The sequence below is a fragment of the Arthrobacter sp. E3 genome (assembly GCF_017353415.1).
Classification (GTDB): domain Bacteria; phylum Actinomycetota; class Actinomycetes; order Actinomycetales; family Micrococcaceae; genus Specibacter.
In genome coordinates this window covers 56,955-81,888 of the sequence record NZ_JAFMPX010000010.1, presented here as the reverse complement: position 1 = coordinate 81,888, position 24,934 = coordinate 56,955, and the positions used below count along the sequence as shown (strand labels likewise).

Below are 24,934 nucleotides of genomic sequence, written 5' to 3'. Positions count from 1 at the left end.
CTACCGAGTTTCCCCGCCCGCTGCGCAACGATCCAGTGTGAGTATGGACGCATCCAGCACCTGCACAATGCTTTGTGGGTGCAGGCGGCGGGGTTCACCCATGAGATGATCAGCTGTTGTGAGCAATCCACCATCCCAGCCCGTTCCGGAGAACGCCCCGTCAGGAGCCAACCCCGGGGGCGAAGCCGCCCGGCGCCCACGCAAAGGCCCTGTCGCGTTCCTACGGGGCCTATTTTTCCTCTTGGTTATTTCTGCACTTGTGGTTGGCCTCGGAACTGTGATTTCAGATCATGAAGAGGAGGCCGCCAGTCCGCCACAGACCGAGCTGCACCGGCAGGAGGCATGGAAAACCACCAACACATTGGCCACCTACGCCGAAGCACTGAGCAGTTCCGCAGTGCCCGCCAAGACTCAGCAACTGCTGCAGCAGACGGCCAAGGACCTTTCGGCGCAGTCCGCAGCGCTGGGTGACGGCTTGCCGCCGAGCACCGCAGAAGCCACGGCTCCTGCCACAACCTCACCCAACCCTCCATCGACAGTGGCAGAAATGCAGCAGGCACTCAGTGCAAGTGCGCAGACGTTGCTTACCCATTCCCTAACAGCCGATCACGCCATGGGCAGGGTCTTTGCCGCAGTAGGCACCAGCCAACTTTTCCAGGCACAGGATCTTGCGGCCGCAGCGGGGGTTGTCCTGCCAACCTCCAAATTCCTACCAGCCAAAGTTGATTTCCCAACACCTGCGGGTCCGGACTGTTCCTCTACAGTGAAGCCCCAGCCGGGTACAGTGAAGCCCCAGCCGGGAGCGACAGTCAATGCAGCATTGCATGCTGCTGCATTGGGTGAGCAAAAGGCAAGCTACGCCTATCAGGTGTCCACGACCCGCATGGTCGAGCCACGGTTTAGCAAGTCTGCAGACCTGCTGGCACGTCATCAGGACAAATTGGTGGTGCTCAATGCCGAACTCAAGCTTCGGTGCCTGCCGCCGGTCACCCCGGTGGCAGGGTTCGTCCTGAATTCAGCGTTCACCGACCATCCAGAAATTGCCTTGGCGGGGTTGGAAGGCGAGTTGGCGACCATTTACGCCGATCTTGCAGCTCTCAGTGCACCGCGCGGCCAGGACGCCACAGCTTTGGCGGACAACGGCACGCTGCGGGAAATCTCCGTTAGCTGGCTGCTCGACTCCGCACAGACTCAAAAGTTCTGGGGCGGCACAGTCGGCGCATTGGCCGGAATCACCAACTAGCGAGGATAGCCAAACCTCAGCGAGGACATCCTTTCCTTGCTGGCGGCAAGAAATCGGTAGTGCTTTGCTGGAAACATGAAGCGAGCAGAAGAGTTGACACCACCGCGGGCACTCTCAACAACAGGGGAAACTGCCCAACGTTTGAACTGGTTGAGGGCAGGGGTGTTGGGCGCCAATGACGGAATCGTATCCGTCGCCGCAGTAGCCGTCGGCGTAGCCGGCGCCACGACCAGCAGCGGACCCATCCTGACAGCCAGCATGGCGGCTCTGATCGGCGGAGCCATTTCCATGGCCCTGGGTGAATACGTTTCGGTCAGTAGCCAGAGCGACAGCCAAAGAGCCACGATCGAACAAAAGCGGGCTGACCTCAAGGCACACCCCGAAAAGAATTTGGTCGAGTTGGCACGAAGCTATGAAAACAAAGGACTATCCCCGTCCACTGCGTCGCTGGTCGCCGACGAACTGACGCAAAGTGACGCCCTCGGCGCCCATCTGGCAGCAGAACTCGACCTTGAAGAGGACCACGTGGTCAGCCCATGGCACGCAGCCTTCGCCTCCGCCGTCGCTTTCACGCTGGGGGCGCTGCTGCCGCTGCTGGCGATCCTGCTTCCCCCGGAACACCTCCGGGTGCCCGTCACGTTTGTGTCGGTGTTGCTGGCTTTGGGCATCACGGGTTGGATCGGCGCCATCATCGGTGGCGGTTCGCGCAACCGGGCGGCAGCCCGGGTGGTAGTGGGCGGGGCATTGGCCCTGGCTGCCACGTTTGCCATCGGTCGTCTGCTCGGCGCCAGCGGGCTGGTGGGCTGAACCGGCGTCGAACCTTCCATGAACCCTTTCTTGTGAACGTACGACGGCGCCGGCCCACCTAGGTGCCACCGGCTAAGCTCGGGTTGTGACAACTCACCTTCAGATCCCCGAGTCCGTGGGGGTGCGCCACCGGCAAAGCCGTGAGGGGCGCAGTTGGCTGGGGCGGTTGCCCGGGTTGATCGGCGAGGCTCTGAAGCAGTGGCGGCTGACACTGGACCTGCCTGTTGGAGAGTTGCCGTGGCACGGGCATACAGCCATTGTGATTCCGGTGCTGACTGCGCACGGAACGGCAGCCGCGCTGAAAGTGTCGTTCCCTTGCGAGGAGACGCTGCTGGAACCGGTTGCCCTGCAGTTGTGGGGCGGCCGCGGCGCTGTGCAGCTTCTGCACAGCGACTCGTCGATGGGTGCCCTGGTCATTGAACGCCTAGACAACACCCGATCGCTGATGGATTTACCCATTGAAGAAGCCATAGTCCGGTGGGGCGGACTGCTGCGTGACATAAGCATTCGCCCTGACGCCCGCCCTGAATGGCAGCAGTTTCCGGAGGTGGCCGCCACCGCCGAACGGTACTGCGACGAACTGCCGCAGCGTTGGGATGACCTAGGAGAACCCTTTCCCGGCTGGCTGCTCGAGGCGGCACTTGAGGTGTGCCAAACACGGGGGTCGGTGGCACGGCGCAGCAACAACGACGTCCTCATCCACACCGATCTTCACTACCTCAATGCGATGGCGCGCAGAGGATCCAACAGTTACCTGGCGATAGACCCGCAAGCAATGGTGGGTGATGCGGAGTATGCGGTGGCGCCTTGCCTGTGGAACCGGCTTCATGACTTGCCGCAGCGGGGCGCGGAAGCCGCGCTTCGGCGTCGCGCCGCAGAACTGTCAGCCGCAGCCGGGCTGGATGCCGAGCTGGCCGTGGCGTGGTCCATTCTGCGCGAGGTGGAAAATACCCTTAGCTATCTGGAATCGCCCGGGCATGCCCGCGATGCGCAACGCTCCTTGTGGGTGGCCAGCACACTGGCGGCCAAGACGCTTCCGGGCCTGCCCTCCGCGCACGAGCTTGACGTGCTCTACTAGCCGTTGAACCAGCTCAGGGTTGCGTGGGCCAGATTCTCGTTCCAAACGTCCACACCGAGCTTGATGATAAGCGCGCCAACCACCAACAAAAAGACCACCCGAATGAACTTGCTGCCCTGTTTCACCGCTGTGCGGGCGCCGAGGTAGCCGCCAGCCATGTTGGCCCCGCCCACGGCCAGGCCCACACCCCACAACAGCGAACCATGCGGGAGGAAGAACATGAGAGCACCGGCATTGGTGGCCAAGTTGACGATTTTCGCCTTTGCGCTCGCTTCCAGGAAGGCATAGCCCATGAGCCCCACCATGGCGATCACCAAAAACGAGCCGGTGCCGGGGCCGATCAGGCCGTCATAAAAGCCGATCAACAGCCCAATGACGCACGCCACGACGTAGTGTTTGCGGCCCGTATGACGCAGTGCCGTCAGTTCGCCGATGTTGGGCTTGAACGCCGTGAACAGCAGCACCGCGACGAGTGCCGCCACGATGATGGGTTTGAACACGGACCCTGGCAGACTGGCTGCCACCACTGCCCCGCCCAGACTTCCCAGCAGCGCAACGCCGGCCATCGGCAGGGCCGTGCGCATGTCCGGCTTGACCCGCTTGTAGTACGTGACTGAGCTGGTGGCTGTGCCGAAAATTGACCCCATCTTGTTCGTCGCCAGCGCTTGAATGGGTGTAATGCCCGGGATCATCAACAAGACCGGAAGCTGCAGCAGTCCCCCGCCGCCCACCACCGCGTCGATCCAACCGGCGGCAAAACCGGCCACCAGGATCAAAAAAATGGTCGCTGTGGTGATGTTCTCAAAGCCCGAAATCATGCTTTCCTATCTAGGGGTGGGCAAGCCTAGCCTGCCCACCCCTCGGGCTGCGGTGACGGCGTTTTTTGTAGTCCGGCGTAAAGGAGACCGTAAGGCCGCCCACGGCCGTCGGTCGGATAGCCGGATGGAAAAACGCCGGCACCACCGACCCCCGGTTTGTGGAGCGGCTAGCGCTTGTCCAGGATGTACTGCACGGCCTCGGCCACGGGAACGTTTTCAGCGACGCCGGTGGCGCGGTTCTTGATTTCCACGAGCCCTTCGGCCAATCCGCGCCCTACGGCAAGGATCGTGGGGACGCCAAGGAGCTCGGCATCGCCGAACTTCACGCCGGGGGAAACTTTGGCGCGGTCGTCGTAAATGACGTCAAGGCCGGCTTTTTCAAGGTCACCCGTTAGCTGGGCCGCTGCTTCAAAGATCTCCTCGCCACGGCCCACCGCCACGACGTGGACGTCGGCCGGAGCCACGTTGGCGGGCCAGATCAGGCCCTTGTCGTCGTGGTTCGATTCAGCCAGGGCTGCCACGGCGCGGGTGATGCCGATGCCGTAGGAGCCCATGGTGACAACGGCCAGCTTGCCGTTCTTGTCCAGGACCTTCAAGCCCAAGGCCTGCGCATAGTTGCGGCCCAGGGCGAAGATGTGGCCCATTTCAATGCCGCGAGCCGTTTCCAGGGGACCTGATCCGTCGGGGGCAGGGTCGCCTTCGCGCACCTGTGCTGATTCAATGGTGCCGTCCCAGCTGAAGTCACGCCCGGCGACCAGCCCGAAGACGTGCTTGCCGTCTTCGTTGGCTCCAGCGATCCAGGTGGTGCCGGGTACGATGCGCGGGTCCACCAGGAACAGCAGTTTCATGGCACCTTCCGTGCCAAGGACTGCGGCATCCAGGGACTGTCCGGGGCCCATGTAGCCCTTGACCAGGCCGGGGTGCTTGCGCAGATCGGCTTCGCCGGCCGGTTCAACACCCACTTCCCCGCCAATGCTCAAGTGCATGCCAATGTTGGCTTCAATGCGCTTGAGGTCAACGTCGCGGTCCCCGGGCAGTGCCACAACCACCAGCTGGCGCTCACCGGTGGGCAGGTCCACAGCCAGTACCACGTTCTTGAGCGTGTCCGCAGCTGTCCATGGTCCCTCTGCTCGCGGTGCCAGCTCGTTGGCGGTGGCGACAAGGGCCTCGATCGTGGCAGAGTCAGGGGTCTCGCGAACCACGGCCGCGGGGGCGTTGGCGTAGTCAATGTCAGCAGGGACCACGGTGGTGACGGCTTCAACGTTGGCGGCATAGCCGCCAGCCGAACGCACAAAGGTGTCCTCGCCAATGGCCACTGGGTGCAGGAACTCTTCGCTCTTTGAACCGCCCATGGCGCCGGCAGTGGCGGCGACAGGGACCACTTCCAAGCCCAGGCGTTCGAAAATACGCAAGTAGGCACCTCGGTGGGCCATGTAGCTGGCGTCGAGTCCGGCGTCGTCAATGTCAAAGGAGTAGGAGTCCTTCATAATGAACTCACGCCCGCGCAGCAGGCCCGCGCGGGGACGGGCCTCGTCGCGGTACTTGTTCTGAATCTGGTACAGGCTCAGCGGCAGGTCCTTGTAGGAGGAGTACAGGTCCTTGACCAGCAGCGTGAACATTTCCTCGTGCGTGGGCGCCAGCAGGTAGTCGGCACCCTTGCGGTCCTGCAGACGGAAGATGCCGTCGCCGTACTCGAGCCAGCGGTTGGTCACTTCATACGGTTCCTTGGGCAGCAGTGCCGGGAAATGGACTTCCTGGGCGCCGATCGCGTCCATCTCCTCGCGCACAATGGCCTCCACCTTGCGCAGCACACGCAGGCCCAGTGGCAGCCACGTGTAGATACCCGGGGCGGCACGGCGGATGTAGCCGGCACGCAGCAGGAGTTTGTGGCTGTCAACCTCGGCGTCGACGGGGTCTTCACGCAGGGTGCGTAGAAAGAGGGTGGAAAGGCGAAGTGCCACGCGGAATCTTCCATTTCTTGAAGTGGGTGGGTGCCGCCGTAAGTTCAGGCGGACAGGTACTAATGTACCGGTTCGCAGGCCCTGCTGGCACACCTGCTCCCCGGGGAGTTCCATCAGGCCCCTGCGATGTTGGACAGCATCCACGGCCGGGTCTAGTTTGATGGTGACAGCACCGGAACCGGCAGCTTGGAGCCAGCATGTCCCACAGAGCCACAATGCCAGTCCCAGAGCCGCCCTTTGCCCCCATGCCTGCCGACCCTTCGGGCGCTGGCGGTTCTATGGGCGTCAGTGTGGAGGGTCTGCGCGTGTTCCGCGGTAAAAAGCAGGTCCTGGCCAACATTTCCTGCAATATTCCGGAGGGCCGAATCACAGGTTTGCTCGGCCCTTCGGGAAGTGGCAAGACCACCTTCATGCGTGCCTTGGTCGGGGTGCAAACGATCACCGCCGGCACGCTCACCGTGTTGGGCCGCCCGGCAGGCGATCCGAGGAACAGGCACGACGTCGGCTACGTCACCCAAGCGCCCAGCGTCTACCCGGATCTGAGCGTGTTGGACAACCTGCGGTATTTTGCATCGGTGCACGGTGGCAGCCGAGAGGACGCCGGTGCTGTGCTGACCGCCGTCGGGCTTGCGGATTTGGCCACGCGCAAGGCATCCAAGCTTTCCGGTGGACAGTTCAGCCGGGTATCGCTGGCGTGCGCGCTGGTGGGCAAGCCCAAACTTCTGGTCCTGGATGAGCCGACTGTGGGCTTGGACCCAGTGCTGCGGGCTGAATTGTGGGGCCAGTTTTCGGCCATGGCTGCGGAGGGCACCACGCTGTTGATCTCCAGCCACGTCATGGAGGAGGCGGGGCACTGTGATTCGCTGCTGCTGTTGCGCGGGGGCATGCTTTTGGCGCAGCTCACACCGGCTCAATTGCGCCAACGCGGCGACACCGACGACCTTGAACTGGCTTTTCTGCGTCTAATCCGGGCAGCCGAAGCTGATGCCGCCGGCTCCGAGGCGGCCTCGTGAACGTCGCCATGATGTGGTCCACATGCCTGCGCGTGCTGCGCCAGCTCAAGGGCGACCCGCGCAGCATCGCCTTGATCCTGGTGGTTCCGTCATTGCTGTTGGCCCTGGTGTACTGGCTGTACGAAAATGAAATATTGGCTCCCAGCGTGCCACGCACCTTTGACAGGGTGGGGTTGATGATGTTGGGCATCTTCCCGTTTGTGGTCATGTTCCTGGTCACGTCCATCACCATGTTGCGCGAGAGGATCTCTGGAACGCTGGAACGCCTGCTGACCACGCCCGTCCACAAGGCCGACCTGCTTTTTGGCTACGCACTGGCGTTTTCCATCATGGCGGCCCTGCAGGCACTGGTCGCAACGGGAACGGCATATTGGATCTTTGGGTTGAAGATTGCTGGCAATGCGGGCTGGGTGGTACTGATTTCCGTGTTGACGGCGGTGCTTGGCGTAGCCTTGGGGCTGCTCTGTTCCGCCTTTGCCACCACTGAGTTTCAGGCCGTGCAGTTCATGCCGGTGGTGGTCATCCCGCAAATTCTGCTGTGCGGGCTCTTTGTGGCGAGGGCGCAAATGAACGGCGTCTTGGAGGCCCTTTCCAACATCATGCCGTTGAGCTATGCCGTTCACGGTTTGCAGGAAGTCGCCGGTCATGCCGATCCCACCTCTTCATTGGTCACGGATTTGGTGGTGGTGGCTGCGTTTGTTGTGGCAGGCCTGCTGCTGGCGTCACTGACATTGCGGCGCCGCACTCGGTAAGTGCAGTGGCGCCGCACTCGGTAAGTGCAGTGGCCGGGTCCAGAGGTCCCGTCCATGGGGAGCCCTGCCCATCGCATGCCACCCACCCTGCAAACTAGGGTTGAGGCTGTTCAATGAGGCAAACGTGGGAGAAGCAATGAGCACTGGCCTATACGGCGCAGACCCGGAGGAGTTGCACCATTTCGCGCAGGATCTTGACCGCGCCCACACAGTCCTGCTGACTATCACGCAGGAACTGAACGCCCGCATCACCTCGCGCTTGCGTTGGGAGGGGCCTGACGCGTTTGTCTTCCGGCATGCGTGGCAATCCTCCTACGCTCCTGTCATTGCGCAGACCGCAGCCATGCTCAAAGCCACGGAGCAACAGGTCACCACCCAGGCCAACGAACAGCAGGAAGCCAGCCGCTAGCCCCTAGCCCAGTGCGCTGGGTATGGCACCGGACTTCACGGCAGCGACGAGTTGCTGGTGATCAATGGCAGTCTGGTCGGCGTAGGCCACCGCGAATTGGCCGAGTGCCTCATCAAACTTTCGGCCCTTCCCGATGCAGGCGTTGATGGCGGTCGGGTCACCGCTACGGGCGTGGGGCGAGAAACTCGGCGTCGGCAATGACCTTCATGTCGCGGAACTGCCTAACGTAGAAGTCGAATCCCTGCGCTGAGATCCAACCCACGAAGATGCCAGTGGCGCTCTGGATCAGCCGCTGCCCCGCCACCACCCGCTGGCCGTGGTTTGTGTGCACGCTGGCCCCGGCGAACGGCTCGTACACGGATGGCCCGGCCTGCTTGATCTGCAGGAACAGCGGATCGTTGTCATGGCATCCGTTGAGCAGCAGCAGGTAGACCCGCATGCCCACACTACCAATGCCGACGATCTGTTGGACGGCATCCTGCGGTGTGAAGCCATCCAACAGGTGTCGCCGGTCTTCCTCCAACGAACTGGCACGCTTCTGGTCCTTGGTGGTGAAGACGCCGATCAGATCGTCAACTGTCACCTTGTCATACCAAATATCCAGCTGTTTGGCAGTGCTGTACTTGGCCATCCGGGCCCGATATGCGGCAAGGCATGCTGCAACCGCCCTGTCCGCCACAGTCTGTTTCAGGCCCGAGTCCCTGGCCAGGACCACGATGCTGGCGACGAGGCGCGACACGTCCCATTCGAAAGGCCCGGGCAGAGTCTCATCAAAATCACGAAGGTCAAAGGAGAGATTGCGCTCGGGGGTGGCCCACAATCCGAAATTGAGGATGTGCGCATCCCCGCATATCTGAACGGTCAGCCCGCTGTTCGGCCGTGATCCAAGATCTGCTGCCGCAACGGCTGCCGCCCCGCGGTAGTAGGTCCAGGCAGATGCCGACATGCGGCCGTGGCGGATGGGCAGCAAATCACTTTGCCGAATAGCGCTCTGGGCCAGGATAGTCTCCAGTGCGTCGTGGCCGCGGCTCTGCGGATTCCAGTCTCCGAGTTGGGCCGGGTGGATACGATCTCTTGCTGCCTGGCCCTGGGTCTGCCGTTGTGCGGTGCTGAGAGACGAATTCACGTCGAACTGAACCGGGGAGATGCTGGTGGTGACCGCCATGTGCATAGTCCATTCTCCGATGGGGCACCGTGCCCTGCCGCGTTACCCAGTATCCGCTGCGCCGACACCGCAGGCAAGATGACAGCAGGCACAACCTCTATCCGCCCGCGCCGCGTGGCTATTGGAAACCGGGCCCTTCCAGCACTTCTTCGCACCATGCCAGCCATGAAGTCTCGTACACAATCCCCGCACGCAGCACGGCCCATTGCAATTCATCAGCTGTGGAACGCTGTATCCCGAGAGGAAAATCGTGCCGTTCAATGGCTTCATAGCGGGCAAGAACATCCCGGTGCAGGCTCTGCTGCCGGCGCATCTCAGCAGCAATATCCACCGTCCCCAACACGGCGGCGGCACGCATCCGCAGCAAGAGTTCGTCACGGATGGGGCGCAGTTCCCCCTCCCCGGAACACCAGACTTGCAGCATCTCCCGCCCCGGGGCCAGCACGGTGAAATGTCGTTGCCGGCCACGAGCCGTGGGTAGCCCGTACGCCGCTATCAGCCCGTCTCGCTCCATCGACCCCAACTCCCGGTATATCTGCTGGTGCGTGGCCTGCCAAAAATATCCCAGCGATTTATCAAAGCGCCGCGCCAATTCGGCCCCCGAGCACGGCATTTCCAACAAGGACGTCAGGATCGCCTGGGTCAGGGACATTTAAATCACCGCTGCCAGCCGCGTGCCCTGATCGATGGCACGCTTGGCATCGAGCTCAGCTGCCACATCCGCTCCCCCTATCAGATGCACGACGGCGCCCGAGGCTTCCAGCCCAGCCTGCAGTTCCCGCCGTGGATCCTGACCCGTGCACAGGATAACGGTGTCCACCGCGAGCACAGTGTCCGTGCCGTTGATGCTCAAGTGCAGTCCGGCGTCGTCAATTTTTTGGTATTCCACACCGGGGACCATCTGAACACCCTTGGCCTTCAGCGTGGTGCGATGGATCCAGCCGGTGGTCTTGCCGAGGCCCGCACCAACTTTTGTTTCCTTGCGCTGAAAAAGGCCCACGCGGCGGTTGGGGCTCTCGGGCTCGGGGTGCGTGATGCCGCCGGGTCCGCTGTAGGTGGTGTCGATGCCCCATTCGCGGTAGAACTTTTCGGGCACGAGCGTTGCGCTGGTGCCTTGGGCCGTGATGTATTCGGCCACGTCAAACCCGATGCCCCCAGCGCCGAGGATGGCCACATTGGTGCCCACCTCCCTTTTATCGCGCAGCACATCAAGGTAGCTGAGCACGCTCGGGTGGTCCACGCCGTCCAGTTCGGGAGTGCGCGGGAGGACACCGGTGGCTAGGACGATCTCCTCGAAGTTCTCAGCGATAAGGGATTCAACGGTGGCCAGCGTGCTCAGGCGCAGTTCGATGCCGCGCAGCTGGATTTGGCGGTTGAAGTAGCGGATGGTCTCGTGGAATTCCTCCTTGCCGGGGATTTGCTTGGCAAGGTTGAACTGCCCGCCGATCTCCGCCGCAGCCTCGAACAGCGTGACGGCGTGGCCGCGTTCCGCCGCTGTGACGGCAAAGGCAAGGCCTGCCGGGCCAGCACCCACGACGGCAATTTTTTTCGGATGTGCCATGGCTTCAATAGTGATTTGTGTTTCGTGGCAGGCGCGCGGGTTGACGAGGCACGAGGACGTCTTCCCCACGAAGGTGTGGTCCAGGCACGCCTGGTTGCAGGCGATGCAGCTGTTGATTTCATCGCTTCGTCCGGTGGCTGCCTTGCGCATGAAGAACGCGTCTGCCAGGAAGGGGCGGGCCATGGAAACCATGTCTGCGGTGCCGTCGGCCAGGAGCTGTTCGGCGACGTCGGGGGTGTTGATCCGGTTGGTGGCGATCAGCGGAATACCGACGTGGCCCATGAGCTTTTTCGTGACCCAGGCGTAGCCGGCCCGCGGTACGGACGTGGCGATGGTGGGGATGCGGGCTTCATGCCAGCCGATGCCGGTGTTGATGATGGTGGCGCCGGCCTTCTCCACGGCCTGGGCCAATTGGATGACTTCCTCCAGCGTGGAGCCGCCTTCGACAAGGTCGAGCATGGAGAGCCGGTAAATGATGATGAAGTTCGCACCCACCCGTTCCCGGGTGCGCCGGACAATTTCCACCGGGAAACGCATCCGGTTCTCATAGCTACCGCCCCATCCGTCGTCGCGGTGGTTGGTGCGCCGGGCCACGAATTCGTTGATCAGATAACCTTCGGAGCCCATGATTTCCACGCCGTCGTAGCCAGCGTCCTGGGCCAGCTGCGCGGCGCTGGCGAAGTCTTCAATGGTGGCCTCCACCTCTGCTCCACTGAGCGGGTTCGGAGTAAGCGGGCTGATGGGTGCCTGCACGGCGCTGGGCGCAACGAGGCCGGGATGGGTTGCGTAGCGACCAAAGTGCAGTAGTTGTAAGGCGATTTTGCCACCCTCTGCATGGACGGCCTCGGTGATGACTTTGTGCTGTTCGGCTTCTTCGGGCGTGCTGAGCTTGGCCCCGCCCTTCATGGGGCGGCCGGCGTCGTTCGGGGAAACGCCGCCAGTCACCATCAAGGCGACTCCCCCTCGGGCGCGCTCGGCATAAAAGGCCGCCATGCGCTCAAAACCGCCCGGAAGCTCCTCGAGTCCCACGTGCATAGAACCCATTAGCACCCTGTTGGGCAGCGTGGTGAATCCTAAATCCAACGCGGTGAACAGATGGGGAAACTGACCAGCATTCATTCAAGCACTCCCTTTCGCAACAAGTTGCACAAGCGTAGCGCGAATTGGGTGACGTGCGTTACACGACTTGATTGCGGAGCCAAGGCATCCATGCAGGCGTGGTGGAACAAGTGCGGCACGTGGGGAGGAAGATCCTTGAATTCAGTCAAGTCTCATCAGGGCTTCGAGAATACTCCCTCAGTTCAGAGCACAGGGTTCGTGCCACCGCAGAGGTGGCGTTGGACTTGTGCGGGACTAAAACAGGACGGTGGCGAAGGTGCCCACCTGTTCAAAGCCGACATGCTTGTAGAGTGCCCTGGCCCGGGTGTTGTAGTCGTTGACATACAAACTGGTGATCGGCGCGTGGGCCTGGGCCAGCAGCACCACGGCAGACATGTATGCTGCGCTGAGCCCCATTCCCCTGTAGTCGGGGTTCATCCACACCCCTTGCACCTGGGTGGCGAACTGTGTCACAGCCCCCAGATCAGCTTTGAAGATAACTTCCCCAAAAAGGCCTTGGTGGCTGAAGGAATGGCCATGGCTAATCAACCATGCAACACGGCGGCGGTAGTTTTCCTCACCACCCAGAAAAGGGGAGTAACCCACCTCTTCTTCAAACATGGCGGCTGCAGCGTCAAGGATTTCATTGAACTGTGCGGTTTTACTCACTGCCAGCGAAGAATTTGGGGGCAGTAGCGGCGTGCCGGAAATACTCAGAAGCGGCTGGTTGGCACGAACCTCCTGAGCCTGGATGCCGACCTGCTCCAGCACCCTCAAAAGGGAAAGGGTGGCGTCGGCAGGACCAAAAATGGACGCGTGCGGCTGCCAGTGCGCTACAATCCATCGACCAAAATCTTCAGCTTGTTCGCTATTTGCTTCAATGGGAACCACGTTGGAACCCACCCAGCAGGCGGCATCCAGCGTCACGCCGTCGTCCATGAAATGGCCCAGTATGACGGAGCCTGGGAAAGAAGGCACTGCGCTGTTGTTCTGGCTTACCAAGGAGTCAACGAAGACGTTTGCAACGCGGTCGCGTGCGATCAGAGTCCGGAGCGCGCCCGTGTCCCCGTGGACTAGGACGCGCACCGGTTCACGGCGGGTTCCGCTAGGAAACGTTAACCACGGGGCCACCCTTGAGATTCGTGTCATCCGCTTCGGACTCCATCTCTTCGGCAAGCCTCATTGCTTCTTCAATTAGTGTCTCAACAATTTGGTCTTCAGGAACAGTCTTGATGACTTTTCCCTTCACAAAGATCTGTCCCTTGCCGTTGCCCGACGCCACACCGAGGTCAGCTTCCCGCGCTTCACCAGGACCATTGACGACGCAGCCCATGACGGCCACGCGCAAGGGAACTTCCATGCCTTCAAGTCCGGCGGTGACTTCCTCTGCCAGCTTGTACACGTCGACCTGTGCGCGGCCGCACGAGGGACAGGAAACAATTTCCAGCTTGCGCGGACGCAGATTCAGCGACTGCAGGATCTGGTTGCCGACCTTGATTTCCTCAACCGGCGGAGCGGACAGGGATACACGGATGGTATCGCCGATGCCCTTGGACAGTAGGGCGCCGAAGGCCACGGCGGACTTGATGGTGCCTTGGAAGGCAGGGCCCGCCTCAGTGACGCCGAGGTGCAGGGGCCAGTCGCCCTGCTCAGCGAGCATCTCGTATGCGGCAACCATGATGACGGGGTCATTGTGCTTGACAGAAATTTTGAAGTCGTGGAACCCGTGCTCTTCAAACAAGGACGCTTCCCACACAGCTGACTCAACCAGAGCTTCAGGAGTGGCTTTGCCGTACTTCTTCATGATGCCAGGCTCCAACGAACCCGCGTTGATGCCAATCCGGATGGAAGTACCATGGTCCTTGGCGGCCCTGGCGATTTCCTTGACCTGGTCATCAAACTTACGGATGTTGCCCGGATTGACTCGGACAGCCGCACACCCGGCCTCAATCGCTGCAAAGACATACTTGGGCTGGAAGTGAATGTCTGCAATCACGGGAATCTGTGACTTGCGGGCAATGATCGGCAGTGCTTCGGCGTCGTCCTGAGACGGGCAGGCCACACGGACAATATCGCAGCCGGACGCCGTCAATTCAGCAATTTGCTGCAGGGTGCCGTTTATGTCAGTGGTGGGGGTGGTGGTCATGGACTGCACACTGATGGGCGAATCCGACCCCACACCCACGGGGCCGACCTTGATTTGCCGGGTCTTGCGCCGGGGTGCGAGCACGGGCGGAGGCAATGGCGGCATGCCGAGACTGACGGAGGTCAAAATATGCTCCTTGAAGTTCACTTTTCACATATCGCGACAGCGGCGCCGGTTTTTGGCACCTCAAAAGGAATCTCGCAATATCTATCTTTGATTGTAGGCGTGTTCCACGCTAGGCGCGGAACAATGAGGTTCAACCCACGTAGGAGCTCAGCTTTCCAATCACCGGATTCCAGCCTGAAATTTTCAGTCCTGTGACACCGCCGCCCTTGGTCATGGGGTCCTGTGAAACAAGATCCTGCACGGCGGCTTCGTTTTCCGCACGGAAAATCAACAGGGCACCGGCTCCGTCGGCATAGGGGCCGGAAGCTAAAACAACGTCAGCCGCTGCCTGTTCGGCAAGCCACAGCCGGTGCTTGGGACGGTGCTCCACACGCTCTGCTTCGGCTTCAGGACCATAAACGTACTCAACAGCAAAAATAGACATGCTTTCAGCCTATAGCAGGAGCACTTTCGTGAGCACCGCAACACTGGCCGAGAACAACATGGAGGCCAACGTGCCGATAATGAACCGTTCGCTGGCGGCCGGTGTGCTTTTCAATTCCGGATACCTGCCCAGACCCTTAATGGCCACAACGTAAGCGATCGCCACAGGCTGGCCTGAGAGAATGGCAACCGCCACCGCAGCGCGCTCCAGCATGCCAATGAGAAGTCCGCCACGCAAAACTCCCAAGGCCGGCGCCTGCGTGGCAACCACCACACTGTCCGCAGCAGAGGCCGGTGTCGGTGCGGAGTCGGGTGCAGGTGCCGTGGCAGATGCTGCGTCAGGTGCCGATCCTGAGGCAGATGCTGCGTCAGATGACGGAGTCTCGACTGAGGCCGAGATGTCCAGCGTCGGGCTTTCCGCTCGTGTTGCGGAAACACCGGATTCAGCGGCATCCAGGGCTCGAACGGGCCGTGATTTCGCCAACGCAAGCATGCCCGCTGTGACAGGCCAGCCACCCACCACGCCCACGAGCAGTGCCGCGGCTATCCATAGCGCATCCATGGTCCTCCTTGTGTCAGCAATCCGATGGAGCAGCAGCTGACCGTGCTGCGCCTTCGAATCTATCCGTTGGCACGGACATTCAGTGCCAATTGGGCGTGTTGGAGCAGTAACAAAGCGGCCCGACGGCCTCCCCACTCTTCCGCGCGCCCAGACCGGACAATCGCCTTGCTGACAGCTTGCGGGCTGATCTGCAACGTTGCGGCAACCTGCTTTTGCGTCGTTCCCGGGGAAGCATCCAAGGCATCAAGCACGCGCCATTCAGCTGCCGACCTGCTCCGGACCACATCTCCCGTCAAGGCAAGCACTGCCTCCGCAGCATCAGCCCAGACCGCAGCTGCTGCGTTGGGAGTTTTCACTGACAAAGGAACGCGATCACCGGTCTTTTTGGCCGCATCAACCGCTTCACGGGCAGCCACGAAGGCCTCGCCTGAGGCTTCCCTGGAGCTTGTCGGAAGCGGGACATCGACACGACCGATCCCAATTCCGACATACCAGTCTTTCTCCCGGAGGATGCGCGCAACTGCTTCAACCACCTCCTGGGGTTCATCCAGAAGCCCTTGAACTTCATCCCCCACTGAACGCTCAAACGGCAGAATGGTTGTCAAGTTCTCAAGGACTTTCAGCAGCTGCGGCACCTTGTCGCCATGGCGGCGACTGCCCCGTTGGTCGATCGTCATAACAAACATAAATAAATCATAATCAGTTGTTTTTATAAAATCAACCTTTTTTGATTGGTCAATTATACGAGTATTTGCTTGGCCGCGCCGAACGGGGAACACGCGGTTTCACCCGGTCAGCCGAACAGATTTACTGGTTTCACGATGTCGGCGTAGATCAACAGCGCGCCCATGGCCATGAGGACCACGGCCGCGACATAGGTGACAGGCAGGAGCTTGGCAATGTCGAACGGGCCCGGATCCTTGCGTTTGAACACCTTCGCCACCGTGCGCCGGGCGCCCTCGTAGAGCGCACCTGCCACGTGTCCGCCGTCGAGCGGCAGCAGGGGAATCAGGTTGAAGACGAACAAGGCCAGATTGACCCCCGCCAGCAACCCTGTCAGCGTGGCTACGCGTGAACTCAGCGGGATCTGTTCCATGGCAGCTACTTCACCGGCCACGCGCCCCACGCCCACCACGGAGATGGGGCCGTTCGGATCACGCGGTGCAGAGCTGAATGCGGCTTGGGCAATTCCGACAAGCTTTTGCGGAAGCTGGAAGACCACGCCGCCAATCGCCACAATATTGTCTCCCACGGCAGGCAGCACGGCCGACGCCGGTTCACGCACCAGTGCGGAAGTGGGGCCGACACCTAGGAACCCAGCCTGGACTGTGACGGTTGTACCCGTGGAATCGACCTCGGCCTGGCCATTGGCACCTACCACCGGACGGGCGGTAAGTACAGGTGTGATGGTGGTGGTGATCGTCTTTCCGGCGCGTTCGTACACCAATGGAACCGTCTTCCCGGCGGAAGCACGCACCTGTTCGGTGAATGTGCTCCAGTCGGTAACGACCCTGCCGTCAAATGATTTCAACGTGTCGCCTGGTTGCAGCCCGGCAGCAGCGGCCGGTGTCTTGGTGCACGTGCTCAGATCGGTGGGTGCCGGAGCCCCAAAAGCGACCTGGCAGGCGTTCACCTCGGACAAGGTGGTGGTGGCTTGCGCCGTGCCGAAGCCCATCAGCAGCACGGCCATGAGCACCACACCGATGAGCAGATTCATCAACGGGCCGCCCAACATGATGATGATCTTTTTCCAGACAGGCAGTTTGTAGAAGACCCGGTTCGCGTCGTCGGGCCCCACTTCCTCGTGGGCTGCGCTACGCGCCTCGGTGGCGAGGGTCTGGAACATGCCAGTACTGGAGGGGCGGACGCTGCCGTCGCTGGGGTTTGGCGGGTACATACCGACCATGGCCACGTAGCCACCGGCTGGAATGGCCTTGACCCCATACTCAGTCTCGCCTTTTGTCCGTGACCACATGGTCGGCCCGAAGCCAATCATGTAGCGGGTGACGCGGACATTGAACCATTTAGCGGGCAGCAGGTGGCCCACCTCGTGCAAGGCGATGGAGACGGCGATGCCAACGGCCACGAAGACCACTCCGCCAATGAAGAGCAATACAGTCACAATTTACTTTCTCGCTACGAAAATCTCAGCCTTTGCCGGCCAGTAACTCATGGGTCCGGGCACGTGCCCACTCCTCAGCTTCCAGCACGGTTTCGAGCGTCAGCTGCGAGCCGGGTGTGTGTTCACTGAGAACTTGGGCAATGGTGTCCACAATATCCAGAAAGCCTATCCGCCCGGCGTGGAAGGCGTGGACCGCTTCCTCGTTCGCCGCGTTGTAGACGGCGGGGCAGGTACTCCCCCGCCGGGCGGCTTCCTTTGCAAGTTCGACGGCGGGAAAGGCTACGTTGTCCAACGGTTCAAACGTCCAGGTGGCCGCCTTGCTCCAGTCGCACGGTGCCGTGGCACCCGGAACCCGGTCTGGCCAGCCCAACCCCAGCGCGATCGGCAGGCGCATGTCCGGCGGCGACGCTTGGGCGATGGTGGATCCGTCGGTGAATTGCACCATGGAATGCACCACTGACTGCGGGTGCACCACGGCCTCAATCCGGTCCAGCGGGACATCGAAGAGCAGGTGCGCCTCAATGATTTCCAGGCCTTTGTTGACGAGGGTGGCGGAGTTGGTAGTGACCATCAAGCCCATGTCCCAAGTGGGGTGCTTCAGCGCCTGCTCCGGCGTCACATCCGCCAGTTCCTCGCGGCTGCGCCCGCGGAAAGGTCCGCCGGAGGCAGTAACGATCAGTTTGTCCACCTCAGTCGCAGTGCCCGCACGTAGCGCCTGTGCCAGGGCGGAGTGCTCGGAATCAACCGGAACCAGCTGCCCGGGCGAGGCGGCTTCCTTGACGAGAGCCCCTCCCACAATCAGCGATTCCTTGTTGGCCAGAGCCAAAATGGCCGAAGTGCCCAAAGCGGCCAAAGTTGGCGCCAGCCCAATGGAACCGGTGATGCCATTAAGCACGACGTCGGCCCCGTCACCAGTGCCTGCACCCCACCCCGCGATGGACGTTGCGGCATCAGGGCCGGAAAGAACCTCCGGCGCGAAGCCTGCCAGCCCGGCCGCCTCGGCGCAGGAGGCAATGAGCGAACGCAACGTTACGGCGTCGTCCGAGGCTGTGCCCACGGCCAAAACCCGCAGCTGAACGGCCTGCTCGGCAAGCAGTTTCAGGTTTCCGCCGCCAGCGCTTAGAGCAGTCACGCTGAAGCGCGGCGTTCCGTCTTCCAGCGTGGCTTGTCCGACGACGTCAATCGCCTGTGTGCCGATGGAACCGGTCGAGCCGAGAATGATTATTTTGCGATGCTCCATGTGTTCAAGTATTCCGCATCGCGGCAGAGTTCCGCTCTGCGAATTCCGATGCGGTCATTGGGCCCGCTCTTCTGTTGCGACGTGACGGCCTGAAGTCGGGCGGCGGATTCCGTTTGTGTCTTCGGCTGGGTCTGAATTCCGCTCAAGTTGGGCATTGCGGATGACGACGCAGCAGCGGTTTGGCGCGAAGTTTAGTTCAGCGCGGGCGTCCTGTTGGTTGCCGCCATCGAGCATGCCTTGGATGAGGTTCAGGTTGAGGTCGCAAACAACGTCCTTGTGGTCCTCGACGAGGGCGTGGAAGGGACAGTTGCACAGCTCGATGCAGCCATCGTCAGTGGCCCGTGGCTGGTAGCCGCTGCCGTTCAAAACAGCGATCAGGGTCCTGCCTTGGCCCGCACCGGCTTGTTGGCCAGCGTCGTAGGCGGCGAGGTTGACGGCTTGCTGCACGGCACCTGTGGGATCGCGGTCCACCGAGGAAACAAGAAGACGTGCGAGCAGTTCGTAGTCACGCGGCGGAACACTGACGGCCAAATCCTCCTCGACCAACCGATACAACTTCGCGGGCCGGCCAGCGCCGGGACCGCTGCGTCCGGCCGGACGGGCATAACTGGCACGCAACAGTCCAGCCTCAACCAGCTTGTCCAGATGGTAGGCAGCCAAGGTGCGGCTGATCCCTGTCGCCTCAGCAGCCAGATCACGCCCCGCAGGCTGTTCGCAATCGCGCACGTACTCATAAAGCCGTCGGCGCACGGGATCATCCAAGCTGCCCAATCGGGACAGGACTTTCGGGTCAAGTGGGGACTCATCAACTGCCATGCTAAAAGTCTATAACTAATTGGTGTTGACAGCGGTTCTTCGGGCGTTCATTCTACAGTCAACGTTTGTTAACGTTAGAGGCGGTTCGCCATTCTCGTGTTCCCCCGCTGCTGACCTGATGGAGGGAACGTCATGTTTAATTCTCTGGTTGCAAGCTCGCCCAGCCGTGGGGAACCGCTAGATACTGCACATCCCCGGCCATCCTGGAGGCGCCTGGGCTTTTTGCTCGCACTGGCTTCCGCACTGGCCCTGGTCATTACGATGATGGCAGCACCCCCGCCGGCCCATGCGCTGTCCAACCTGGACGGAGAATGGACAGTGGTCCATGGCGGAACGGGACAGGTTTCCCTCAACGCCGACGGAAGTTACACCTCCACCTGTGTGGCCTTCCCCAACTACACGGACGCTTGGTGCCCATCGCCATCAGGCACCTTTCAACGAAGCTCGAACTCCTATGTTGACTTCCACGGAGCTGACGGCAGCACGGTCTCTTACCGCTATTCCGGCGACGTTCAACACCCGGACACCATCACGTCCTACTTCGGCAGCCGCGGACACGCTGAACTGGTAATGAAGGCTGGCTCCAGTTTCTTCTGCACCTACTGGAGTGACACCGCCACCGGGCTCCTGAGGTGGGGCCCAAGTCCGCTGGTGGAATATGACGAAGCCGCCGACATGCTCTATGCCACCGGTTCACACGACCCGATTGGACCAAAAAACATCAGTACCGGCGTAAACCTGATCGAGACCGCGCCGAACTACTTCGAACGCGGATATGCGTGCCCAAAACCACCCGCACTCCCCGTCATGGGTGTCGACAGCATCCTCGACGCCAGCGTCCTCAGCCCTAATCCGGACGTATGGGTGCCAAAAGCAACCGTGTCGATCAAGGACCAGACAGGAGCCCCAGTCTCGGGCGCAACCGTTAGTGGATGGTTCACCGGCGCTGGCTTCGGAGGCGACTGCGTCACCGTAGCGGACGGCACATGCACTATCGGCGGCCTGCGTGGGGTCGGTGGTGGGCTCGTGAGTTCAGGGTTCAGTACGAATTCCGTCACGAGGGACGGCATGACTTGGGATGGGAAAAACCTGCCCTTCACGGTCTACAACCCAAGCTTAGCCACACCGACACCGACGCCAACCACGAGCCCGACACCAACCGCAACGCCAACACCGACCGCGACACCGACACCAACCGCAACACCAACACCGACCGCGACACCGACGCCAACCGCGACCGTCACGCCGACGCCGACGCCGACGCCAACGATGCATCATGTCGGGGATCTGGACAATGCGACCACGTCTGGTTCATCATGGTGGACTTGGCAACCGCGGGTGACGGCAACAGTCCTTGACTCCAACGGAACTGCTTTGGCAGGTGCTACCGTGAGCGGAACTTTCTCCAACCACACGGGAACGTTGACCTGCATCACCGCAGCCACCGGCACCTGCTCGCTGGGGAACTTCTCCTTCACGGTTTTTACCAAATCAACGGTGTTCAAGGTCACCAACGTGACCGCTACCTCCTCGACGTACGCGCCAACCACCAATACCGATCCGGACGGTGACAGTAACGGAACAACCATCATGGTGAAGCGTCCATAGCTGGCACCAACCACTGCTGATTGCCCGTTCGAAGGGCATCGAGTATTAACGAGATCTCCCTGGGCCCTTGACCCGGGGAGATCTCGTTGCGACACCGAACGGGAGTTCCAGACGCAACACGGGCCGTGATGTACTCGGGGCGGTTGTCCACGTCGCTGCGCGACCAAGGATCGACGTCGGGGTGAATCGGCAGACATTCTCTGCCCGTCGCATACTCGAGTTCGCGGATGAGCTCTCTCGTTCCTGCAATTGGCGTCGAGTCGAAATCAAGCTTGCTGGCGAGCAACCACTAGTGCTCATCGGCCCACATGGTGCCGTCAGGTATCTCTCAGCAGATCGAACGCAGCCCGGTTGCGATCTCACTGGACAGCAGCCTACAACTGGCAGGGCCGGGCAGTGACTACGATTCGTGCAACCGTCCTTCGGCGGCAGTCGCCGTCCCGGATTCGTCCAAAACAGTGGTGATCATGATCTCCGAACGCAGAGTGCGATGCACTGGGCACTTGTCGGCTATCTCCAACAGCCTGACGATCTGAGCTACAGACAGATTGCCGGTCAGTGATATCGACCGATCGATGTGATCGATCATCCCTTCCGTTGTCTCACAGGTTGCGCAGTCATCTGCATGGATGCGCGAATGGGCTAGGCGCACACTCACCTTCTCCAGCGCGAGGTTCTTGCGCTCCGCGTACATGCGCAACGTCATTGACGTGCATGCTCCGAGCCCTGCCAGCAGCAGCTCGTACGGTGAAAGGCCAGTATCGCTGCCGATGGGTTCCGGCTCATCAGCCAACAATTTGTGGCCCCCGGACGAGATGCGCTGTTGAAACAAGCCGTTGCCCGTCTCCTCCACCGTGACAACGCCGTGCTCACGTTCTACAGAAGGTTTTTGTGCTCGGTCAGCGATTTCTACGTCATACACCCCCGCAGGTGCCGCATCGTCTTCAAAGGCATAGCGCGCGGCCCAGGCACTGATGATGTCTGCAGCGAACTGGGAGTCCTCACGTCTGCTCAGCAGGTGGTTGGCGCCGTCGAGCGCCACGAAAGACTTCGGGTGCTTCGCCAAATCGAAAATTTTCCCCGCTTCATCAATGGAGACGATCTTGTCCGCCGGAGAGTGCATCACCAAGAGCGCTGCTCCAAGAGTACGGATCCGCTCAGCTTGTGGCTGTGCGGCGACATCGGTGAGAAACTGCTGACGAATTTTGAATCGGCGTCCACCCAATTCCACCTCCGCGAAGCCCTGCCGCTGAATCGTATCGATGTCATCGCGAAGCAGCCTTTTTACGTGCTGCGGGTCGGCCGGTGCGGCAATTGTCGCAACAGCACTGACGGATGGAATGCGATGCGCCGCTGCTAGCACGGCAGTGCCCCCGAGCGAGTGACCGATCAATATGCGCGGCGCGCGGTAATTGTCCCGCAGAAACTCCGCCGCCCGCACCAAATCATCGATATTTGAGGTGAAGTTCGTATTGCCGAAGTCGCCATCTGATTGACCCAGCCCGGTGAAGTCGAACCGGAGCACAGCAATTCCGGACGCGGTCAGTCCACGGGAAACTCGGGAAGCGGCAAACACGTCCTTACTGCAGCTGAAACAGTGCGCAAACAGGGCATACGCCCGCACCTCACCATCCGGCAGCTCCAAGCGGGCCGCAAGTGCACCGCTCTGAGATCCTGGAAACTGCAGTTTGAGCGAACCTGCTGACACGTTCATGCTGTCCCCTACCTTCGCTGTACTGGCAATCCCTCCGGTGCCTTCACAGTAGCGTGCTCATCAAGGCATTGATACGGTTCGCGTCACCAACGTTTCCCACATGCCCCACCCTCCGGACGCTCCTGCAGTTTCAGGGCTGAAATGAAGAACGCTCTCCCATCCGCTGAAGAAGCGTTCCAAAATTGTGCCCCAAAGGTGCAGGAGGGTCAGAGGGAACCGCCCCGAACGTGCGGGAGCGTCGGGTGGGTGGTGGTGCGCTACTGGGCGGCCCGGCGCAGCGTTTGCTCGGCGTGCAACAGTATGGGGCCGTCTACCATCTGTCCCTTGAACGCGAAAACACCTGTGCCAGCAGCGTCCGCCGCGGCCAGAAGTTCAGTTGCCGCAGCAATCTGCGCCGGGCCCGGCCGGTATGCCTCCCTGACCACTGCCACTTGGGACGGGTGAATGCAGGCCTTTGCACCAAAGCCGCTGGCCACAGCGTCCTCCGCCTCCGCAGCCAGCCCATCAAGGTCAGCAAAGTCGGCATAGATGGAATCGATGGCAACTTTGCCTGCCGCCCCCGCGGCCAGCAGCATCTGCGAGCGCGCATGAGTTGCCACGGCCCGGTAGCTGCCAGCTTGAGAGCTTCCAGCGCCAAAACGGCTGGAGCTTCCACCGAGTGAGGCCACCAGATCTTCGGCACCCCACATCAGTGCCACCACGTTGGGGAGTTTCGCCAGCGCCGGAGCGGCCAGGATTCCGGCGGCCGTTTCGCAAAGGACCACCACATTGTATTTTTCCAGCGCTGCAATGGCATCCACATCGGCCGCCTTGGCCACCATGATGGTGTTGAACCGCCCCAGCGCCAAAGCATGCAGGTCAAGGCGTGCGGCCTCGGTGCCTAGGGCGTTGATGCGCACCATGGTTGCTGCCGGGTCAAGCGTGCTGGCGGCCATGTTCTCCCGTGCCTGGGCCTTGGCCGCAGGTGCGACGGCGTCCTCCAGATCAAGAATGACGGCGTCGGAGCGTTCGGCTGCCTTGTTGAAGCGGTCCGGCCTGTCCCCGGGGGCGAAGAGCAGCGCCGGTCCCATGGTGAATTCCCTCGTGGCTGTGATGGCATTGTCCTTAACTGTTGGGTTTTAGCTGGTGGGCTTGAGCCAGAAAAGTGCTGTTCTGCTGGCTTTCCCCACCACCACGCCGGATTGGTTGCGTCCGGTGTGGGTCATGGTCACGATACCTTGGCCGGGACGGGAGGCTGAGAGCCGCTTTTCCGTCACGACCGTCTCCGTATACAGCGTGTCTCCGTGAAAGAGGGGGTGCGGGAAGGAAATATCGCCCATGCCCAGTTGCGCCACGATGGTGCCCTGCGTCAGTTGTGCCACGGACTGCCCCACCATGGTGGCCAAGGTGAACATGGAGTTCATGATGCGCTGTCCGAAGGGCTGGTCCTGGCTCCATGCAGCATCCAGGTGAAGTGCCTGGGTGTTCATGGTCATGGTGGTGAAAAGGACATTGTCGGTTTCGGTCAGGGTGCGCCCCGGCCGGTGCTGGTACAGGATGCCCAGTTCCAGTTCCTCATAGTAGAGACCACGCTGCGTCACTACTCCCGGCGTCTTCCGGTACCCCGCGTGTCCGTCACTCATACGTTGTCCAGATCATGCATTTCCAAGTTCAGCGGTGCCCCGGTCGCTGCCACAATTTGCTCAACGGTGACATCCGGAGCCAGTTCCTTCAAGACCAAACCGTCCGGAGTCACTTCGATCACCGCCAGATCCGTGATGATCAGATCGACGCACTTCTTCCCCGTCAAGGGCAGTGTGCACTCCTGCAGGATCTTTGGCGCCCCGTATTTGTCCACGTGCTCCATCATGACGATCAGCTTCTTGGCGCCGAACACCAGGTCCATGGCCCCACCCATGCCCTTGACCATCTTGCCGGGAATCATCCAGTTTGCCAGATCCCCGTTGGCGGCAACCTGCATGGCCCCGAGCACGGCCACATCCACGTGTCCCCCGCGCACCATGCCAAACGAGGTGGCCGAATCAAAGAACGCCGCCCCCTTGTTGACGGTGACGGTTTCCTTCCCAGCGTTGATCAAATCAGGGTCGACGTCGGCCTCGGCCGGGTAGGGTCCCGTCCCCAAGATCCCATTCTCCGAATGCAGCACCACCTCCACCGTGTCCGGGATGAAGTTGGGAATCAGGGTAGGCATGCCAATCCCCAAGTTCACGTACTGTCCGTTGCGCAACTCCTGTGCCACCCGTGCGGCCAGTTCATTCCGTGTCAGTGCCAT

25 protein-coding genes are annotated in these 24,934 nt (G+C 61.3%); 7 read left to right on the top strand and 18 right to left on the bottom strand.

Annotated features, from left to right (window positions below):
• The first annotated feature begins 118 nt into the window (after positions 1–118).
• The 3 genes from JMA46_RS17620 to JMA46_RS06680 all read left to right on the top strand — a co-directional run bounded on the left by JMA46_RS17620 (position 119) and on the right by JMA46_RS06680 (position 3,128).
• Positions 119–1,243 carry a DUF4439 domain-containing protein gene (locus JMA46_RS17620; RefSeq protein WP_207344555.1) on the top strand — a complete coding sequence of 375 codons (1,125 nt, stop codon included), beginning with the start codon at positions 119–121 and terminating at the stop codon, positions 1,241–1,243.
• A 75-nt stretch (positions 1,244–1,318) separates the two neighbouring features.
• A complete protein-coding gene (locus JMA46_RS06685; protein WP_207344554.1) occupies positions 1,319–2,050 on the top strand; it encodes a VIT1/CCC1 transporter family protein in 732 nt (243 codons plus the stop codon).
• Positions 2,051–2,135: 85 nt separating this feature from the next.
• On the top strand, positions 2,136–3,128 hold the full coding sequence (locus JMA46_RS06680) for an aminoglycoside phosphotransferase family protein (RefSeq protein ID WP_207344553.1): 993 nt from the start codon (positions 2,136–2,138) through the stop codon (positions 3,126–3,128).
• On the opposite strand, the gene JMA46_RS06675 is transcribed toward JMA46_RS06680, so the two are convergent.
• Both JMA46_RS06675 and JMA46_RS06670 read right to left on the bottom strand, forming a co-directional pair.
• Positions 3,125–3,946: a TSUP family transporter gene (locus JMA46_RS06675; RefSeq protein ID WP_207344552.1), complete on the bottom strand. Its 822-nt coding sequence runs from the start codon at positions 3,944–3,946 to the stop codon at positions 3,125–3,127. The two genes, JMA46_RS06680 and JMA46_RS06675, sit on opposite strands and share 4 nt — an antisense overlap.
• 167 nt (positions 3,947–4,113) lie before the next feature.
• The gene (locus JMA46_RS06670; protein WP_207344551.1) at positions 4,114–5,907 is read right to left on the bottom strand and encodes a proline--tRNA ligase; all 1,794 of its coding nucleotides are present in this window, start codon (positions 5,905–5,907) and stop codon (positions 4,114–4,116) included.
• 278 nt (positions 5,908–6,185) lie between these two features.
• Here JMA46_RS06670 and JMA46_RS06665 point away from each other — a divergent pair, with 278 nt between their 5' ends.
• The 3 genes from JMA46_RS06665 (at position 6,186) to JMA46_RS06655 (ending at position 8,081) form a co-directional block, all read left to right on the top strand.
• Positions 6,186–6,920, top strand: a complete 735-nt coding sequence (locus JMA46_RS06665) for an ABC transporter ATP-binding protein (RefSeq protein WP_207344576.1) — start codon at positions 6,186–6,188, stop codon at positions 6,918–6,920.
• Between the two features lie 8 nt (positions 6,921–6,928).
• Positions 6,929–7,672: an ABC transporter permease gene (locus JMA46_RS06660; protein WP_207344575.1), complete on the top strand. Its 744-nt coding sequence runs from the start codon at positions 6,929–6,931 to the stop codon at positions 7,670–7,672.
• Between the two features lie 136 nt (positions 7,673–7,808).
• Complete coding sequence (locus JMA46_RS06655) at positions 7,809–8,081, top strand: hypothetical protein (RefSeq protein WP_207344550.1); 273 nt, start codon at positions 7,809–7,811, stop codon at positions 8,079–8,081.
• 3 nt (positions 8,082–8,084) lie between these two features.
• On the opposite strand, the gene JMA46_RS06650 is transcribed toward JMA46_RS06655, so the two are convergent.
• The 12 genes from JMA46_RS06650 to JMA46_RS06595 form a co-directional block, all read right to left on the bottom strand.
• On the bottom strand, positions 8,085–8,279 hold the full coding sequence (locus JMA46_RS06650) for a DUF2252 family protein (protein WP_207344549.1): 195 nt from the start codon (positions 8,277–8,279) through the stop codon (positions 8,085–8,087).
• Positions 8,245–9,246, bottom strand: a complete 1,002-nt coding sequence (locus JMA46_RS06645) for a DUF2252 family protein (RefSeq protein ID WP_207344548.1) — start codon at positions 9,244–9,246, stop codon at positions 8,245–8,247. Before JMA46_RS06645 ends, JMA46_RS06650 begins: the two co-directional genes overlap by 35 nt.
• Before the next feature lie 118 nt (positions 9,247–9,364).
• A complete protein-coding gene (locus tag JMA46_RS06640) occupies positions 9,365–9,898 on the bottom strand; it encodes a PadR family transcriptional regulator (RefSeq protein ID WP_207344547.1) in 534 nt (177 codons plus the stop codon).
• Positions 9,899–11,926 (bottom strand): NADPH-dependent 2,4-dienoyl-CoA reductase, encoded by a 2,028-nt coding sequence (locus JMA46_RS06635; RefSeq protein ID WP_207344546.1) that lies wholly within the window; start codon positions 11,924–11,926, stop codon positions 9,899–9,901.
• 234 nt (positions 11,927–12,160) lie between these two features.
• The gene (locus JMA46_RS06630) at positions 12,161–12,883 is read right to left on the bottom strand and encodes a GNAT family N-acetyltransferase (RefSeq protein ID WP_348770082.1); all 723 of its coding nucleotides are present in this window, start codon (positions 12,881–12,883) and stop codon (positions 12,161–12,163) included.
• Between the two features lie 127 nt (positions 12,884–13,010).
• Positions 13,011–14,177, bottom strand: coding sequence for a flavodoxin-dependent (E)-4-hydroxy-3-methylbut-2-enyl-diphosphate synthase (ispG, locus tag JMA46_RS06625; protein ID WP_207344544.1), 1,167 nt, complete (start codon positions 14,175–14,177; stop codon positions 13,011–13,013).
• A gap of 130 nt (positions 14,178–14,307) precedes the next feature.
• On the bottom strand, positions 14,308–14,601 hold the full coding sequence (locus JMA46_RS06620; RefSeq protein ID WP_207344543.1) for a YciI family protein: 294 nt from the start codon (positions 14,599–14,601) through the stop codon (positions 14,308–14,310).
• Between the two features lie 9 nt (positions 14,602–14,610).
• The gene (locus tag JMA46_RS06615; protein WP_207344542.1) at positions 14,611–15,162 is read right to left on the bottom strand and encodes a hypothetical protein; all 552 of its coding nucleotides are present in this window, start codon (positions 15,160–15,162) and stop codon (positions 14,611–14,613) included.
• A 59-nt stretch (positions 15,163–15,221) separates the two neighbouring features.
• Positions 15,222–15,848 (bottom strand): MarR family transcriptional regulator, encoded by a 627-nt coding sequence (locus JMA46_RS06610; RefSeq protein ID WP_207344541.1) that lies wholly within the window; start codon positions 15,846–15,848, stop codon positions 15,222–15,224.
• 107 nt (positions 15,849–15,955) lie between these two features.
• On the bottom strand, positions 15,956–17,287 hold the full coding sequence (locus JMA46_RS06605) for a site-2 protease family protein (protein WP_207344574.1): 1,332 nt from the start codon (positions 17,285–17,287) through the stop codon (positions 15,956–15,958).
• 22 nt (positions 17,288–17,309) lie between these two features.
• On the bottom strand, positions 17,310–18,524 hold the full coding sequence (gene dxr, locus JMA46_RS06600; RefSeq protein WP_207344540.1) for a 1-deoxy-D-xylulose-5-phosphate reductoisomerase: 1,215 nt from the start codon (positions 18,522–18,524) through the stop codon (positions 17,310–17,312).
• 54 nt (positions 18,525–18,578) lie between these two features.
• Positions 18,579–19,340 (bottom strand): helix-turn-helix domain-containing protein, encoded by a 762-nt coding sequence (locus JMA46_RS06595; RefSeq protein WP_207344539.1) that lies wholly within the window; start codon positions 19,338–19,340, stop codon positions 18,579–18,581.
• A gap of 132 nt (positions 19,341–19,472) precedes the next feature.
• Here JMA46_RS06595 and JMA46_RS06590 point away from each other — a divergent pair, with 132 nt between their 5' ends.
• Positions 19,473–20,948, top strand: a complete 1,476-nt coding sequence (locus JMA46_RS06590) for an Ig-like domain-containing protein (RefSeq protein WP_207344538.1) — start codon at positions 19,473–19,475, stop codon at positions 20,946–20,948.
• Between the two features lie 400 nt (positions 20,949–21,348).
• On the opposite strand, the gene JMA46_RS06585 is transcribed toward JMA46_RS06590, so the two are convergent.
• From JMA46_RS06585 to JMA46_RS06570, 4 genes are all read right to left on the bottom strand, one after another.
• The gene (locus tag JMA46_RS06585; protein ID WP_207344537.1) at positions 21,349–22,662 is read right to left on the bottom strand and encodes a bifunctional alpha/beta hydrolase/OsmC family protein; all 1,314 of its coding nucleotides are present in this window, start codon (positions 22,660–22,662) and stop codon (positions 21,349–21,351) included.
• A gap of 257 nt (positions 22,663–22,919) precedes the next feature.
• On the bottom strand, positions 22,920–23,732 hold the full coding sequence (locus tag JMA46_RS06580; RefSeq protein WP_207344536.1) for a CoA ester lyase: 813 nt from the start codon (positions 23,730–23,732) through the stop codon (positions 22,920–22,922).
• A gap of 48 nt (positions 23,733–23,780) precedes the next feature.
• On the bottom strand, positions 23,781–24,284 hold the full coding sequence (locus tag JMA46_RS06575) for a MaoC family dehydratase (RefSeq protein ID WP_207344535.1): 504 nt from the start codon (positions 24,282–24,284) through the stop codon (positions 23,781–23,783).
• Positions 24,281–24,934, bottom strand: a complete 654-nt coding sequence (locus tag JMA46_RS06570; protein ID WP_282099549.1) for a CoA transferase subunit B — start codon at positions 24,932–24,934, stop codon at positions 24,281–24,283. Before JMA46_RS06570 ends, JMA46_RS06575 begins: the two co-directional genes overlap by 4 nt.

Excerpts from the sequence above, each read along its gene's own strand:
- JMA46_RS06685 (WP_207344554.1), top strand. The coding sequence starts at position 1,319 with ATGAAGCGAGCAGAAGAGTTGACACCACCGCGGGCACTCTCAACAACA.
- JMA46_RS06675 (WP_207344552.1), bottom strand. The coding sequence starts at position 3,946 with ATGATTTCGGGCTTTGAGAACATCACCACAGCGACCATTTTTTTGATC.
- JMA46_RS06665 (WP_207344576.1), top strand. The coding sequence starts at position 6,186 with ATGGGCGTCAGTGTGGAGGGTCTGCGCGTGTTCCGCGGTAAAAAGCAG.
- JMA46_RS06660 (WP_207344575.1), top strand. The coding sequence starts at position 6,929 with ATGATGTGGTCCACATGCCTGCGCGTGCTGCGCCAGCTCAAGGGCGAC.
- JMA46_RS06655 (WP_207344550.1), top strand. The coding sequence starts at position 7,809 with ATGAGCACTGGCCTATACGGCGCAGACCCGGAGGAGTTGCACCATTTC.
- JMA46_RS06645 (WP_207344548.1), bottom strand. The coding sequence starts at position 9,246 with ATGGCGGTCACCACCAGCATCTCCCCGGTTCAGTTCGACGTGAATTCG.
- JMA46_RS06640 (WP_207344547.1), bottom strand. The coding sequence starts at position 9,898 with ATGTCCCTGACCCAGGCGATCCTGACGTCCTTGTTGGAAATGCCGTGC.
- JMA46_RS06635 (WP_207344546.1), bottom strand. The coding sequence starts at position 11,926 with ATGAATGCTGGTCAGTTTCCCCATCTGTTCACCGCGTTGGATTTAGGA.
- JMA46_RS06620 (WP_207344543.1), bottom strand. The coding sequence starts at position 14,601 with ATGTCTATTTTTGCTGTTGAGTACGTTTATGGTCCTGAAGCCGAAGCA.
- JMA46_RS06615 (WP_207344542.1), bottom strand. The coding sequence starts at position 15,162 with ATGGATGCGCTATGGATAGCCGCGGCACTGCTCGTGGGCGTGGTGGGT.
- JMA46_RS06610 (WP_207344541.1), bottom strand. The coding sequence starts at position 15,848 with ATGTTTGTTATGACGATCGACCAACGGGGCAGTCGCCGCCATGGCGAC.
- dxr (WP_207344540.1), bottom strand. The coding sequence starts at position 18,524 with ATGGAGCATCGCAAAATAATCATTCTCGGCTCGACCGGTTCCATCGGC.
- JMA46_RS06595 (WP_207344539.1), bottom strand. The coding sequence starts at position 19,340 with ATGGCAGTTGATGAGTCCCCACTTGACCCGAAAGTCCTGTCCCGATTG.
- JMA46_RS06590 (WP_207344538.1), top strand. The coding sequence starts at position 19,473 with ATGTTTAATTCTCTGGTTGCAAGCTCGCCCAGCCGTGGGGAACCGCTA.
- JMA46_RS06585 (WP_207344537.1), bottom strand. The coding sequence starts at position 22,662 with ATGAACGTGTCAGCAGGTTCGCTCAAACTGCAGTTTCCAGGATCTCAG.
- JMA46_RS06580 (WP_207344536.1), bottom strand. The coding sequence starts at position 23,732 with ATGGGACCGGCGCTGCTCTTCGCCCCCGGGGACAGGCCGGACCGCTTC.
- JMA46_RS06575 (WP_207344535.1), bottom strand. The coding sequence starts at position 24,284 with ATGAGTGACGGACACGCGGGGTACCGGAAGACGCCGGGAGTAGTGACG.
- JMA46_RS06570 (WP_282099549.1), bottom strand. The coding sequence starts at position 24,934 with ATGGCACTGACACGGAATGAACTGGCCGCACGGGTGGCACAGGAGTTG.